The organism is Xanthomonas arboricola, from assembly GCF_003353015.1.
GTDB lineage: Bacteria > Pseudomonadota > Gammaproteobacteria > Xanthomonadales > Xanthomonadaceae > Xanthomonas > Xanthomonas arboricola_E.
Genome location: NZ_QREM01000009.1, coordinates 989,106 through 1,003,503 on the forward strand (window position 1 = coordinate 989,106; position 14,398 = coordinate 1,003,503).

6 protein-coding genes and 3 pseudogenes are annotated in these 14,398 nt (G+C 68.1%); 1 reads left to right on the top strand and 8 read right to left on the bottom strand.

Annotation, left to right across the window (positions count from 1 at the left end):
• The first annotated feature begins 97 nt into the window (after window positions 1–97).
• Window positions 98–1,789 carry a type III secretion system leucine-rich repeat domain-containing effector XopL gene (gene xopL, locus C0541_RS14890; protein ID WP_238601333.1) on the top strand — a complete coding sequence of 564 codons (1,692 nt, stop codon included), beginning with the start codon at window positions 98–100 and terminating at the stop codon, window positions 1,787–1,789.
• A gap of 273 nt (window positions 1,790–2,062) precedes the next feature.
• Here xopL and C0541_RS14895 read toward each other — a convergent pair whose 3' ends face one another.
• The 8 genes and pseudogenes from C0541_RS14895 to C0541_RS21580 form a co-directional block, all read right to left on the bottom strand.
• On the bottom strand, window positions 2,063–2,794 hold the full coding sequence (locus tag C0541_RS14895; RefSeq protein ID WP_115049476.1) for a copper homeostasis protein CutC: 732 nt from the start codon (window positions 2,792–2,794) through the stop codon (window positions 2,063–2,065).
• On the bottom strand, window positions 2,791–3,873 hold the full coding sequence (locus tag C0541_RS14900; protein WP_115050383.1) for a N(4)-(beta-N-acetylglucosaminyl)-L-asparaginase: 1,083 nt from the start codon (window positions 3,871–3,873) through the stop codon (window positions 2,791–2,793). Before C0541_RS14900 ends, C0541_RS14895 begins: the two co-directional genes overlap by 4 nt.
• 196 nt (window positions 3,874–4,069) lie before the next feature.
• Complete coding sequence (locus C0541_RS14905; protein WP_115049478.1) at window positions 4,070–4,642, bottom strand: GNAT family N-acetyltransferase; 573 nt, start codon at window positions 4,640–4,642, stop codon at window positions 4,070–4,072.
• Window positions 4,643–4,876: 234 nt separating this feature from the next.
• Window positions 4,877–5,353: a chemotaxis protein CheW gene (locus C0541_RS14910; protein WP_115049481.1), complete on the bottom strand. Its 477-nt coding sequence runs from the start codon at window positions 5,351–5,353 to the stop codon at window positions 4,877–4,879.
• 34 nt (window positions 5,354–5,387) lie between these two features.
• Entirely contained in the window at window positions 5,388–6,575 is a 1,188-nt protein-coding gene (locus C0541_RS14915) for a chemotaxis protein CheB (RefSeq protein WP_115049483.1), read from the bottom strand.
• 7 nt (window positions 6,576–6,582) lie between these two features.
• Window positions 6,583–8,988 (bottom strand): annotated as a pseudogene (locus C0541_RS21575) (hybrid sensor histidine kinase/response regulator); the annotation flags it as partial.
• A 194-nt stretch (window positions 8,989–9,182) separates the two neighbouring features.
• A pseudogene (locus tag C0541_RS21750) lies at window positions 9,183–9,474 on the bottom strand (hypothetical protein); the annotation flags it as partial.
• Between the two features lie 156 nt (window positions 9,475–9,630).
• Window positions 9,631–14,297, bottom strand: a pseudogene (locus tag C0541_RS21580) (Hpt domain-containing protein); the annotation flags it as partial.
• Window positions 14,298–14,398: the final 101 nt, after the last annotated feature.

The following is a 14,398-nucleotide window of genomic DNA, read 5'->3' on the forward strand; positions in this document are numbered from 1 at the left end:
CCCGCGTCGCCCATCATCGACACCAGCGTCATCCGAAATCTCCGGTCGGCAACCCAGGTCGGACGTGCGTTCGCATCCCCACGAAGTTGATGACCGTATGGCAGCAGATGAAGGACCCTCGGACGCCTCTCACTCGTCAGGCATGCCACGACTGGGCGCCAGAGAACGGCTTCGGTTCCACTCCACGGTAACGGGCTCGCCGCGCATCGACGCTGCGCGCCCAGGCTCGCACGCCGCGCCAGGCAACGCGCAGTTGGAGCACGGCGCATCGACTTCCACCTACGAAAGTGCGTTGTCGCAATGGCGGCAGGAATGCGCGGCGGCCAATGCGCAATGGCGCAACGCATGGAGCGCTGCCATCGACGGCATGCCGGCCGTCGAGACCGATCCTGAGGAAGCCCTGAGGGCAACCGCAGCCACGTTGGCGGAAGCAGCCAACCCCGCTGTCGCATCGCTCAATCTCCACTGCCTGCCACTGCCCCGATTCCCTGAGCAGACCGACCGCCTGTCCCACCTGGAACACATGACCATCAGTGCAGCGGGCCTGTTGGAACTCCCGCAATCCATGCAAGACCTCGCCAACCTGCAGACATTGGCGCTGGAGCAGAATCCGATTCGCTCGCTGCCGGCATCCATTTCTTGCCTGAGCCAATTGCGACAGCTCAGCATCGTCTTCTGTCCGGACTTGACAGAGCTGCCCCGCAATCTTGCGATGCGCAACGCATCCGGCCAATACGAAGGGCTGGTCAACCTGCAAGCACTCCAGTTGTTGGGCACAGGAATACGCATCCTCCCGACCTCGGTCATGCACCTGGAAAATTTGAAAAGATTGCAGGTGATGCACTCACCACTGACCCAACTTGCCATCAACATTCATCACATGCCCAGGCTGGAAGAACTGGATTTGCAGGGCTCGGCATTACGCAACTATCCCCCGATTGCCAGGGGCCGTGCGCCATTGAAAAGACTCAACCTGCGGGACTGCAGCGAGCTGGTCACTCTGCCACTGGATATTCATGCACTGACGCAGCTTGAAGAGCTTGACCTGCGAGGCTGCAACAGACTGGAAGCACTGCCTCCGACAATCTCCGCACTGCCTGCCGCTTGCACAATCCATGTTCCACCACATCTGCAAGCGCAACTCGATCGACTCAGGCAGCACAGAGTGCCGCCAAGGCAAGAGCGCACCGGCCCCATCGGCGCCAATCCCCGTCCCGCCACCACGACCGATCCGGCGGGTGCATCTTCCTCTGGCACTGCGCTCACCGGCACGCAGGCGCGTAAAGACGCGCTTGAAAAAATCGATAACACCGCACACGCCCTGTTGAGCGTTGTCATCGATGACGAAAGAAACCCGTTTATCGAAGGCGCCCCATCTTATCTTCCCGACAAGCGGCCTGCGGGAACTCCCGCCACGCTCGGCGAGGTGCCCGCACTCAGGAAAATGCTCGATGAAAGCAGGGATCCAGATTTCCTGGCAATGGTGCAACAAATGGCGGGTGACACGCCTAGAGTCGAAGGGATGACCAGTGAAGACCTGAGCGATCATTACACCGCCGTGAGCAACTGGAAGGCGCAGCAAAATGCGCACCTGGGCATCGTCGATCATCTCGGGCAATACGTTTATCACCAGGAAAGCGAAATGGACGCATCGACGCTGGCCAAAGCGGTACAGATGTGGAAGACCCGCGAATTGCTCGTCGCTGCACGCCCGCAGGATCGTCGGCAGTTTCCCTCGTTCCCGCTCCATCTGCCCGAGCATGCGCACGAAGGCTCGGATGGCGAGTAGACAGAACGACCGCTGGATTCCGGCTGCCGACAGCTTGCGTAGGGAAGCCCCAACATGCCACCGATGCGGAAGCGTCCAGGCCGATGAGCGTGCCGCCCGGCAATGCGCCGGCCGCTCTTGACCACCCGCCGCACAGCGCGCGCCTCCAGCGACACCAGATCTGTCGGGCCTTACATCCCGTGGTGCCGGCCAGGGTAGCGGCCTCAAGGCTGAGACGGCGCGAGAACCGCGTGCCAATCGCAGTTCTCGTCACCGGGCGCGCATGCGCGTTGCTCAGCGTTGCTGCAACATATCGACCATTCGCTGCACCCGTACGACATCCGTCCGTTGGTAGTCGCCTCCCAGATCGCGAATGGACGGGTGCGGTGCCTGCACCTGCGCGGCAATCACGCGACGCGCCGAGGCGTGGAACTCGTGGGCGCCGGTGTGTTCGCTCACGGTGCGAAGGTTGTCCTCGGAGAGCCCGGCACCGGGCATGATGCTGATACGTTTGCCCGCCTGCCGCACCAGCGCAGCGATGGTGTCGACACCTTCCAGCGCGCTCGCACGCGCACCGGAGGTCAGCACGCGCTCGCACCCCAGCGTGATTGCATCTTCCAGCGCGCGCGACGGATCGGCACTGACGTCGATCGCACGATGAAAGGTCACGCCCAGCGAACCGGCCGCGGCGATCAACACCCGCATCGTGGCCATGTCGACCTGCCCATGCGGATCCAGCGCACCCAGCACCACGCCATCGCAGCCCAGCCGCACGCAGTGCTCCACATCGCGCCGCATCACCTCGACTTCGGCCGCGTCGAAGACGAAATCGCCCACGCGCGGGCGGATCAACACATACAGCGGAATCTGCAATCGCTCACGCACCACCGCCAGCGTGCCGAACGACGGCGTCAACCCGCCGCCGTCCAGACCACCGCAGAGCTCGACCCGCATCGCACCGCCCTCTTGCGCCGCCAATGCCGATCCCACCGAATCGGCAGCCACCTCCAGCCCAAACCCGCTCATGCCGCAGGCTCGGTGGTGTAGTGGCTGTCGCCGGGCACCAGCAGGTCCTGCCGCTGCGCATCGCAGACCGCATAACTGAAACCCTTCTGGATCGCGAACGCCCCCACCTGGCCGCGCTTGTTCATCGCCAGAAATCCGACCTGCAAGGTGCGGGTGAGTTCGGGCTTGCGGCGGATCAGCCGCATCACCACCTCGCGGCAGGCATCGGCCGGCGACCTCCCCTGGCGCATCATTTCCACCACGGCAAAACTGCCGACATTACGGATCACCTCCTCGCCCACGCCGGTGGAGGTCGCGCCGCCCACCTCGTTGTCCACGTACAGGCCGGCACCGATGATCGGGCTGTCGCCGACCCGGCCGTGCATCTTCCACGCCATGCCGCTGGTGGTGCACGCGCCGGACAGGTTGCCGTGCGCATCCAGTGCCAGCATGCCGATGGTGTCGTGGTTGTCCTTGCCGCCCGGCAGCTTGGCATCGCGCCAGGCGCGGTTTTCCACGTTGGCCTCGGGCGAATACTTGGAGGTCTTCAACCACTCCTTCCACGCCGCTTCGGCGCTGGGCGTGAGCAGCCTGGTCTGCGGAAAGCCCTGTTCCAGCGCGAACTGCCGCGCGCCATCGCCGACCAGCATCACATGCGGGGTTTTTTCCATCACCGCGCGCGCCACCGAGATGGCATGCACCACGTCTTCCAGCGATGCCACCGCGCCGCAGTTGCCCAGGTGATCCATGATGCAGGCGTCCAGCGTCACCCGCCCATCGCGATCGGGGTAGCCGCCCAGGCCGACGGTGGGATTGTTCGGGTCCGCTTCGGGTACGCGCACGCCCGCTTCCACCGCATCCAGCGCGAGACCGCCGCTGCCGAGGATGTTCCAGGCGGCCTGGTTGGCGGCAATGCCGAAATCCCAGGTGGAAATCACCCGCGCCGCGCCGCGCGGCAACGCGGCGACGGGCCCGCCCGTGCCCGTGCCCGTGCCCTTGCCGGCGCCGGCCGCGGCCTGCGCACGTGCGCCCCACCCGGCCAGGCCGGAAGCGATCGCGCCCAGCGTGGCGCTCTTGAGGAAGTGACGACGTTGGATCATCCGGGCGAACTCCATGCAGGAAGAAAACGGCCGCCGCACTGCGCGGCGCCAGCCTTCCATCATGCGGCAGCGCCGCGCGCGGATAAACCGCCTTGCGGCGCTGTCGGCTGCGGATCCGCGCACAACCGGCGCACGCGCAGGGCCCGCTGCGTACGCGCTGCGCCCGGACCGCCGCGGCGATCAGGGACGAACCGACTCACCCGCCACCGGCGTCAGCGTCCTCGCGCAACCGGCTGGTCAACACATGGTCGCGCCAGACGCCGTTCAATTGCAGATAGCGGCGCGCATAGCCTTCGATCTGAAAGCCCAGCCGCTGCAGCACGCGTGCACTGCGCAGATTGTCGGGGACGTATTGCGCCATCACCCGGTGCAGGCCAAGCGGGCCGAATGCAAACGCGATGCCCTGGGTGGCCGCCCAGTGGATCAAGCCGCGCCCCTGCTGCTGCGCGTCCAGGCCGTACCCCAGATGACAGCCCTGGAAGGCACCGCGCTGGATCTGGGTAAAGCCGACCGTGCCGATCACCTGCGCATCGCGCAGCAACACCAGTTGCAACTCGCGCTCGCCGGGCACCGCGGTGCGGTAGGCGATGCTCAGCCGGCGCCAGCCCTCGGTGGTGTAGAACGCCGGCGGACGCAGCGGCATTGCAGCGGCCAGATGCGCGCGATGACGGCTGTGGTAGTCGGCCATTGCGGCCGGATCGACGATGGCCAGATCGCACAGCACCACACCGTCGGCGTGCTGGACGGGTGCGAAGACAGGCAGGCTCATGACAGCCGCGCTCGCGTCGTGCGCGCGGCATGCGTGTTGTGTGGAGCAGGCAGACGCATACGGATCATGCCCCCGCTAACGGTTGCCCGAGGGAAGCAAGGGATCTCGGGCAACCGCCACGCCGGCACCGGCTGCACCCCGCAAGCGCGACGCCAGCCTGGCCGCTGCGGCCCCTTCCCGCCGCACCCCGACATCGCCGGCAAGCCGGCAGCCTCGTCGTCCGGCAGCGGTGCGTTACGCGGCAATCGCCGCCAGCGCGTGCGCAACCTGCGCTTCGATCGCGTCCAGGTTCGGCAGCAATGCGCTCTGTTCGCCCAGCAGCACGCGCATGTGCACGCCGTCGGGCAGCGCGTCTTCCGAGGCGTCGGCCAGCAGGCCATCGCGCGGCACCGAGATCAGCTGCGGGAACGAGGCGGTGAGCAAGGCGAAGTACGGCAGCGCCGGATTGCCGCCCAGTGCCTTGAGCACGATCACCTTGTTGTTGACGGCAGCCGGCTCCTCTCCCATGCCGCTCAGGCGCGCGAACGACAGCAGCGGCACTTTCCAGCCGTACCAGTCGATGCGCCCCACCACCCAGCGCGGCATGTCCGGCAGCGCCTCGACCGCCACCCGCGACATCACCTCGGCCACCGTGGCGTTGGGCAGCAGCACGCGCTCGTTGCCGGCCTGGATCAGGACGCCGCGGATTTCGTCATTGTTGGCGTAGCTCATCGCACCTGTTCCGATCTGAGAGGAAGCGCCCGGCTTACGCCGGCCAACGCTGTGCCAGCGCCCGCGCCAGCTGCGCGGGATCGCCGGTCAAAATGCCTTGCCGCGCCAGCCGCGCTGCCGCGGCCGGGTCGTAGCAGCCGTCGGCGGACTGACCGGCCAGCCAGGCGCCCTGCTCGGCCAGCGCCAGCGCTGACTCGACCAGTGCCTCGTTGGCGCCGCTGAGCATCAGCACCGCGCTGTCGGTCGGCGGCAACGCGGCCACCAGTCCGGCCGGATCGGCCTGCGCGACAAACGCCAGCGCGCCGGCCCGCTGCTGCACGCCGATGTCGTCGGACAGCACGTAGACCTTGCCCGCGCTGACGCCCTGGCCGGCTTCGCCCAGTTCGACCGGCAATGCCGACACCCGTCCCATCTGCCGCACCAGGTTGCCGTACTGGCCGCCGTCCAGGGTCATGCGCACCAGCACCGCGCGCGGAAACTCCGGCGGCAGCGCGGACAGCAGGCGGCGGATCGCATCCGGGCCGCCGATGCCGGCCAGTACCAGCACCGCACCGGCGACGTCGCCGGCCTGGTCCAGCTCCACCAGCGACAGGCCGCCGGTCGACAACGCATCCATGTCCAGGGCGGCACGCGGGCGCACCACCACGGCGACCTCGTCGACCAGGCCCCAGGTGCTGGAATCGCCCAGCGTCAGGCCAGGCGTGCCGGCCGCCGCTGCGGCCCCGGAGGTGTCCGCGACACGCGCGAACAAGGCATCGCCGGGCACGCTGTCGAAGGCGTGCGCGGCGGCCTGCAGGTGCTGGTCCAGCTGCAGGTCCGAATCCTGCCGCGGCGCCAGCGCCAGGCCCGGCTCGGGCTGCAGTGACGGCTCGCTTTCGGTCCCTGGCGGCAACACGTCGGCATGTCCATGCAGCTTGGCGGCCAGATGGCGCACCCAGCGCTGCGCTTCCCAGCCCTCGCGGCGCACGGTCAGCTCGGCCTCGTCGAAGATCACCGTGACGCCGGGCATGTTGAAGGCCGGCTCCAGTGCCTCGAGCGCATCTTCGATCGACGGCTCCAGCGCGACCAGCACCGCCACCGGCTCGGCATCGCGCAGCATCTGCACGTCCACCGCCGCCGGCTCGTCCTCCAGCACCACGTGCGCGCCAGCCAGGCCGAGCGCTTCACGCAGGCGCTCGCGCGCCGGCCCGGGACGGCCCAGCAGGGCGACCGGCGTTCCCATTGCGCCATTAGTCTCGGACACGGGCGATCCCCAGCAGGTCATACACGTTTCGCATCAGATCCAACTCTTGGTAGGGCTTGCCCAGGTAACGCTGCACGCCGATCTCGAAGGCGCGCTGGCGATGCTTGTCGCCACTGCGCGAGGTGATCATCACGATCGGCACCGCCTTGAAGCGCGGGTCGGCACGCATCGCCGTCGCCAGCTCGTAGCCGTCCATGCGCGGCATTTCGATGTCCAGCAGCATCAGGTCGGGCACGCGCTCTTCGAGCAGTTCCAGTGCCTCGACACCATCGCGCGCGGTGGTGACATCCAGGTTGTGGCGCTCCAGCACGCGGCTGGTGACCTTGCGCATGGTCAGCGAATCGTCCACCACCATCACCAACGGCACCTGGCGCTGCGATTCGGCCGGGGTTTCCGGCGCCGGACGCGCCGGCTGGCTGAGGTAGCGACGCACCAGCGGGGCCACGTCCAGGATCACCACCACGCGGCCATCGCCGGTGATGGTGGCGCCGTAGATGCCCGGTACCGAGGCGATCTGCAGGCCCACCGGCTTGACCACGATTTCGCGGTTGCCCAGCACCTGGTCGATCGCCACCGCCGCACGCAGGTCGCCGGCACGTACCAGCAGCAGCGGCACCTGCGCCTGGCCATCGGCACGTGCGGCGACCTGGCCCACCAGCGAGCCGAGATCGTGCAGTGCGTACTCCTCGCCAGCGTAGTGGTAGCCGCCTTCGCCCGACTCGTAACGGCTGCGCGAGATGCGGCCGATACCGCTGACCGAGGCCACCGGCACCGCAAAGGTGGTATCGCCGATGCGCACGAACACCGCCTGGGTGACCGCCAGCGTCTGCGGCAGGCGCAGGGTGAAGGTCACGCCCTGGCCGCGCACCGAGTGGATATCCACCGAGCCGCCAAGCTGACGCACTTCGTTGCGGACCACGTCCATGCCCACGCCACGGCCGGCCAGCTGGCTGACCTGCTCGGAGGTACTGAAACCGGAGGCGAAGATCAGCCCATCCAGCTCGGCCTCGCCGAGCTCCTGGCCGGGCTCGATCAGGCCGCGCTGCTCGCCGCGGCGACGGATCGCCTCGCGGTCCAGCCCGGCGCCGTCATCGGCCACTTCCAGCACGATTTCCGAGCCTTCGCGACGCAGCCGGATCGCGATGCTGCCTTCTTCCGGCTTGCCCGCATCGCGGCGTTGCTCCGGCGCTTCCAGTCCATGCGCCACCGAGTTGCGCAGCATGTGTTCCAGCGGCGCGACCATGCGATCGAGCACGTTGCGGTCCAGTTCGCCCTGGGTACCTTCCAGCAGCAGATGCACCTGCTTGCCGGTATCGGTCGCGGCCTGGCGCACCACGCGGCGCAACCGCGGCACCAGGCCGTCGAACGGCACCATGCGCGCGCGCATCAGGCCGTCCTGCAGCTCGGAGCTGACGCGCGACTGCTGTTGCAGCAAGCCGTCGTATTGACGCGACAGGTCTTCCAGAACGCCCTGCAAGCCGCCCAGGTCGGCCGCCGATTCGTTCAGCGCGCGGCTGAGCTGCTGCAGGGTGGAGAAGCGGTCCAGTTCCAGCGGATCGAAGGTGCGGTCGCCCTGGTCCTGCTCGCGCTGATAGCGCGCCACGATCTGCGCTTCGGTTTCCAGGTCCAGACGCCGCAGCTGGTCGCGCAGACGCGCGTTGGTGCGATCCAGTTCGCCCATCGCGCCGCGGAACGCACCCAGCTGCTGTTCCAGCCGCGAGCGGTAGATCGCCACTTCGCCGGCGTGGTTGACCAGCCGGTCCAGCAGGTCGGCGCGCACGCGCACCTGCTCCTGCTGCACACGCGGCAGGAAGTCGTCCTCGCCCTGGCCCTCGACCGGCACCGGTGCCGACAGCGGTGCCGGTTCCACCGATGCCTTGGCGATCGCGCGCACGTCGGCATCGCTGGGTTCTGCGGCATTGCGGCCACGGGTGCGGGTTTCGAAGGCGTCCACCAGGTCGGTCGGCATCGCCACGGCGCGGTGCATGCCGGTGCGGGTCAACAGCTGGTGCAGGCGGTCGAAGCCGCGCTCGAACAGGCGCACGTCGTCGCGGTCGATGTCGGTACGGTTGGCCGCCACCGCTTCGAGCAGCGACTCGATCGCATGGCCGAGATCGCCGATGGCATTGATGCCGGCCATGCGCGCGCCGCCCTTGAGCGTGTGCAGGTCGCGCTGCAGTCCGTTGAGGACCTCGCGGTCTTCCGGCACCTCGCGCATGCGGGCGATCAGACCATCGCAATGGTCCAGCAGGTCGCGGCCCTCCTCGACGAAGATGTCGACCAGTTCGCCATCGAGCTGGTCGAAGTTGAGCGGACCGGTATCGAAGGCTGCGCCCACGTCGCTGGCGGCGCTATCGCCCGCTGCGGCGTCTTCCACCGGCGCGCTGAAGGGCACGACGGCGGCGTGTTCGCCTGGGGCTTCGGCGGATTCGGCCGGTTCGGCGTGTTCCGTGGATTCGACGTATTCGACGTATTCGACGTGGTCGCCGTGTTCGGTTTGCCCGAGCTGCCCGACGTGGTCGGGAGTCCCGACAGCATGCATACCGACAGATGCGTCTGCGTCGCGATACTGCGCGTGGACATCGGCATCGGTTTGCGCATCCGCATCAGCAACGGGGTCGGACTGCAGCTCCGGCGCCGTTTCCGATTGCGGATCGCCAGTCTCTTCGACCTGGTCGGCCACCTGCGCCATCTCGAAGGCCTGCACCGACTCGATGACGTACTCGGGTAGTGCTTCCGCAGCCTGCTGTGCTTGCGCAGCGTGCTCCGCGTCTGCAGCCAGTTCTGCTTCTGCAGTCTTTTCTGCTTCTGCAGTCTTTTCTGCTTCTGCAGTCTTTTCTGCTTCTGCAGTCTTTTCTGCTTCTGCAGTCTTTNAGTCTTTTCTGCTTCTGCAGTCTTTTCTGCTTCTGCAGTCTTTTCTGCTTCTGCAGTCTTTTCTGCTTCTGCAGTCTTTTCTGCTTCTGTAGTCTTTTCTGCGTCTGTAGCCTGCCCTGCTTCTACAGCCGGCTCTGTTTCTGCTGTCTGCTCTGCTTCCGCTGTGCGTTCGGCTTCTGCAGTCTGCTCTGCTTCTGCAGTGCATTCGGCTTCGGCAACGTGCTCCGCTTCTGCACTGCGTTCGGCTTCCGCAACGTGCTCTGCTTGGTCGGCATGCGCGTACACATGTGCGTCCGGGGATTCCTGCTCACCCGCATCGACGCGCGTTTCCGACTGCGCAGGCTCGTCGGCATGCGCAGATTCGTGCGGCTGCACCTGCTCGCCAGGCAGGGCCTGCTGTTCGGCAGACGACTGTTCGCCCCGCTGCGCTGTGTCTTGGTGCTGCTGTTCACCAACGCGCGCGTCGGCATCGTGCGGCCATGCGGCATCGCCGTGCTGTGCCGCCTCGTCGGCCGGCAGCTGCGCGTGCTGCACCTGCGTGGTGACGGCGTCCTCGTGCAACGTGGAAACGTGATCGCCCTGTTCGCTCGACCCGCCGTCCAGTGCCGCGACAACCGGCGCCCGGTCTTCGCCCGCTGCAGCATGGGTCCGGTCGGCCAGCGGTGGCTGCGCATGCACCGCTTCCAGCGCCTCGATGGTCTCGACAGGCGCTTGGTCGGTGGTTGCGGCGGCATCGCTCGACTTCGCCTCGGCATCCTGCGCGACTGCGTCGTCGTCGAGCTGGTCGTATGGGTCGTCATGACCGTGCACGGCTGCGTGCTCGCCCGGCGACGGCTGCCCGGCGTCTGCGTGCTCGGCATCGACCTGCCCGGCTTCCGGCGGGGCGAGCGTCTGCGCATCATCCAACGCGGCTTCCGCGTCGGACAGCGCGTCCACGGCCGCATGCTCGCCAGCTTCCGGTACGTCGCCTGCTGGCGCGTGCGACACCGCATCGACACCGCCGGCCTGCTGCAATCCGGTCGCATCCCAGGCATCGGCGTCGACCACCGGCTCATCGGCCGGCGTGTCGTGCGCATCGGTGCCAGGCGATGCGGCTCCGATGTCGTCCGCGTGCTGGTACTGCTCCGTATCGCCGTGCACCGCATCGGCGGCCTGCGCCGTTTCCGCATCGGGTGCGCGTGCATCCGCGGCCGCTGCCTGCGCAGCCTCGAGCGAATCGGCGCCCTGCGCCTGCTCCTGCTCCGGCGCAGCAACGTCAGCCGTTTGCGCCTGGTCGTGTGGTGCCGGTGCTTCCAGCGCAAGCGCCGAGGTGTCTTCGGCCTCGGCCTCGGCCAGTTCGTCCACCGCAATCGCCGCGTCGGCGTCGGCGTCGGCATGCGCAGCAGGATGCTGCGCCACATCGACGTCGGCATGCGCAGCGGCATCCTGTGCTGCGTCGGCGTCGGCATGCGCAGCGGCATCCTGTGCCACGTCGACGTCGGCATGCGCAGCGGCATCCTGTGCCGCGTCGACGTCGGCATGCGCAGCGGCATCCTGTGCCGCGTCGGCGGCGGCATGCACGGACGCCCCGGCATCGGTCGCCTGCGACGGCAGTGCGCCGGCGTCCAGATACGGCGACAGGTCCTGCGCACCGGTCAGCTCGACCGCCGGTTCGCTGCCGACGGCCATCTCGCCCGGCGCCTCCAGATCCTCCAGCTCGTCCAGGAACGCCTGCGGTGGCCACTGCGCTTCCGGCAGCGTTTCCACCAGCGCGCGCAGGCGCTCGGTCAGCGGCGCAAACGACGGGATCAACGGCGCATCGGCGCGCAGGGCGGTCACGGTGGTGGCGATTGCCGCCGCCGTTGCGGCAATGGCGTCGATGCCATCCTGCGACGGCGTCAGCGACGCGGCGAGCAGACGCTTGACGTAGCTCTCGGCCGGCGTGGTCACCAGGGTGATTTCCGGCACGTCGGTCATCGCAAACGCGCCACTCATGGTGTGCACGGCGCGCAGCAGTTCTTCACTCACCAGCTGCGGCTCGGCCTGGCTGGCCTGCAGCCACGCGTTGACGGTGTCCAGGTGGGTGGCGACTTCGGCTTCCAGGATCTCGCGCAGCACGCTGTCCACCGATGCCGGTGTGCCGCCGCTCGCAGCGAACACGCCCACCGCTGCCGGAACGAAGGCAACCTCCGCCGCCGGCAGCGCCGGCGCGGCCACGTAGTAGGCCTCTTCGCCCGCGGCCACGCGCTCGGCAACTGCCTGGATGGCCGGCAGGTCGGCGCTGATGCGGCCCTGGTCGCGCAAGGCGGCGTTGAACTGCGGCAGCACCTCGTAGGCCAGCTCGACCATCGCCACCACCGCCGGACTGGCCGGGCGCGAGTTGTCGAGCACGCGGTTGAGCATGCTCTCGATCTTCCAGCTGAACTCGCCGAGCACGTGCGCACCGACCAGACGGCCGCTGCCCTTCAGGGTGTGGAAGACGCGGCGGATCGGGCGCAGGTTATCCTGGCTGTGCGGTGCGGCACGCCATACCGGCAGCAGCTGGCCAAGGTTGACCAGTTCTTCGTCGAATTCCTCCAGGAACACCTCGCGGATATCGTCGTCGATATCGCTGTCGCCAAAGCCGCCGAAGATGCCGGCATCGGCACCCGCCTGGGCCGGTTCGCTTACTGCCGGTTCGCTTACTGCCGGTTGGGGCGTTGCCTCGGCAGCCTGGGCGTCGCCAGCGGCGTCGGTCGCCTGCGGTGCCTGCGGACGCTGCACATCGAACTGCGCGGCGGCCGCATCGAGCTGGGCCAGGAACGCCGTCGATGCGGCATCCAGCTCGAACGCGCTGACCACCGCCTGCTGCACGCGCGGCGTGCCCTGCCCGGCGGCTTCGTCGGCCGGGGCCGGCTGCGGTTCGGGCACGGATTCGACGAACGGGTCGGCCGGTTCCTGCGGCGCGACGGGCGGCAACGGCGGCGGCGAGAACGCATCGTCGATACTGGTCTGCGCGCGGCCGCTTCCGGCCTGCGCGATGAAGTCCAGTGGTGCTTCGGTCTGGTCGGCATCGCCCGGCAACACGATCTGCGCGATCTGCAACGGCGCCTGCTCGGCAACCGCCGGCGTGGCGCTGTCGTCGTGCTCCAGCGCAGTCAGGTCCACGGTATAGCTGACCTGGGCGGCATCGGCCGACACGCTGCCGTCCTGCTCGGCCGAGACCGGGTCGAACACGGAGGTGGCGATCGGCGCGGCCTGTTCGGTGGTTTCCAGCTGCCAGTCGCCGGGCGCCTGCGCGCCATCATCGGACAGGTCCAGCGGCGCCACCGTAAACGGCACGTGCGCCTGGCCGGAGACGGTCTCTTCGGCGGCAACCGGATCGAACGAGAACACCGCATCGGTGGCGGCAGCGCCGGTGTCGTGCACCACGCTGGCGGCAAACGGCACCTCGAGCACGGTCTCGTTGGCCCACTCCAGCGACGCCGTCGGTGCGGCGTCGTTGGCCGCCAGCACCGGTGCGCCGGCGTGTGCAGGCGATGCGGCGGGCGGCTGCGGCTCGGCCGTGCGGCCCGGCTGGTCGGCACCGACCGGCAGGTCGGAGAGCCGGCCCGTCGGCAGCGGCCAGTAGCGCAGCGTCTCCAGGCTGTTGCGGGTGATGTCCAGGATCTCCTCGCGGCCGGGACGGCGCTCGCGCAGGGCTTCCAGGTAGTACTCCAGGCTGGCCATCGCGTCGGCCAGGGTGTCCAGCTGGCGACCGCTGGGCACGCGCTGCTTGCCGATCAGTTCCAGATCGACGTAGCGACGCACGCCTTCCAGATAATCGGCCGCCTGCGGCAATTCGAGGATGCGCAGGGCGCCGCCGACTTCGCCGAGCAGGTGCGGCACATCGGCCAGGCGGGTGTGGTCCCAGTTGGTCTCGATGAAGGCGACGAAATGCTCGCGCGCCGCACCGAAATTGGCGATCGCCTCCTGCGCCAGCACGTCCACCGTGCGCCGCACTTCCGACGAGGTGGCGCTGTTGCCGGCTTCATTGCCGTCGCCGACATCGGCGCCGAGGCTGGCAACCTGGTCGTCCAGCGAGGCATCGACGTACAGCAGCGCGCCGGCGATATCCAGCAGCACGCCTTCGTCCATCTGCACCTGGCCGTCGACCACGCGCGCCAGCGCATCGCGCTGCTGCACGACCACGTTGCGTGCCACGCCCAGGCCCATCATGCCCAGCGTGTCGGCGACGCTGCCCAGATCCTTGACCTGGGTCTGCAACTCGGCGATCTCGCCGCCGGTGCGCAGGTGCAGGTCCAGCGCATCCTTGACGCGCAGCAGTTCCTCCTTGACCGCGTTGCCGACGGTGTCGAGCAGTTCGCGATTGCGCCCGCTCAGGCTGCCGCGGGCATGATCCAGCTCCGCCTCGGTGGCGACGCCGGCCTGCGGATCGAACGCGAACAGCACGCTCTCGTTGAGGCCCGGCTGGCCACGCGTGGCGCGGATCTCGTTGAGCAGCGGCAGCAGCACGATCGGGATATCGCGGTGACCGTTCTGCAGGCGTTCCAGGTAATCGGGCAGCAGCACGGTGCCGCGCATCAGCATCGCGCAGGCTTCGTCGCGGTCGGCCACCTCGCCGACCTGCACGGCCTGGGCCAGCAGCTCCAGCTCTTCGGCCACCATCGCCGGGGCGTACAACTCGACCATGCGCAAGGTGCCCTGCACCTGGTGCAGATAGCCGGCGCAGAAGCGCATCCGACTGGTGTCGGAGGGTTCTTCGGCAAAGTACTCGATCTCGTTGCGCGCCTGGCGCAACGTCTCGTCCAGCTCCGGCTTGACCCAGCCCAGCGCGGCGTGACTCATCGCATCGCGAAGCGCACTCATTGCAGCCCCCTGCCTACGGCCGGCGTACCGTCAAGGCGGCCACCGGTCTGTTCCTGCATCGACGTAACGCGACGACGCGCCATCTGCTGATCCTTGCCGTT

Bases quoted from the DNA above. Each gene is read 5' to 3' on its own strand.
- C0541_RS14905 (WP_115049478.1), bottom strand. From the start codon at position 4,642: ATGAGCCTGCCTGTCTTCGCACCCGTCCAGCACGCCGACGGTGTGGTG.
- xopL (WP_238601333.1), top strand. From the start codon at position 98: ATGGCAGCAGATGAAGGACCCTCGGACGCCTCTCACTCGTCAGGCATG.
- C0541_RS14895 (WP_115049476.1), bottom strand. From the start codon at position 2,794: ATGAGCGGGTTTGGGCTGGAGGTGGCTGCCGATTCGGTGGGATCGGCA.
- C0541_RS14900 (WP_115050383.1), bottom strand. From the start codon at position 3,873: ATGATCCAACGTCGTCACTTCCTCAAGAGCGCCACGCTGGGCGCGATC.
- C0541_RS14910 (WP_115049481.1), bottom strand. From the start codon at position 5,353: ATGAGCTACGCCAACAATGACGAAATCCGCGGCGTCCTGATCCAGGCC.
- C0541_RS14915 (WP_115049483.1), bottom strand. From the start codon at position 6,575: ATGGGAACGCCGGTCGCCCTGCTGGGCCGTCCCGGGCCGGCGCGCGAG.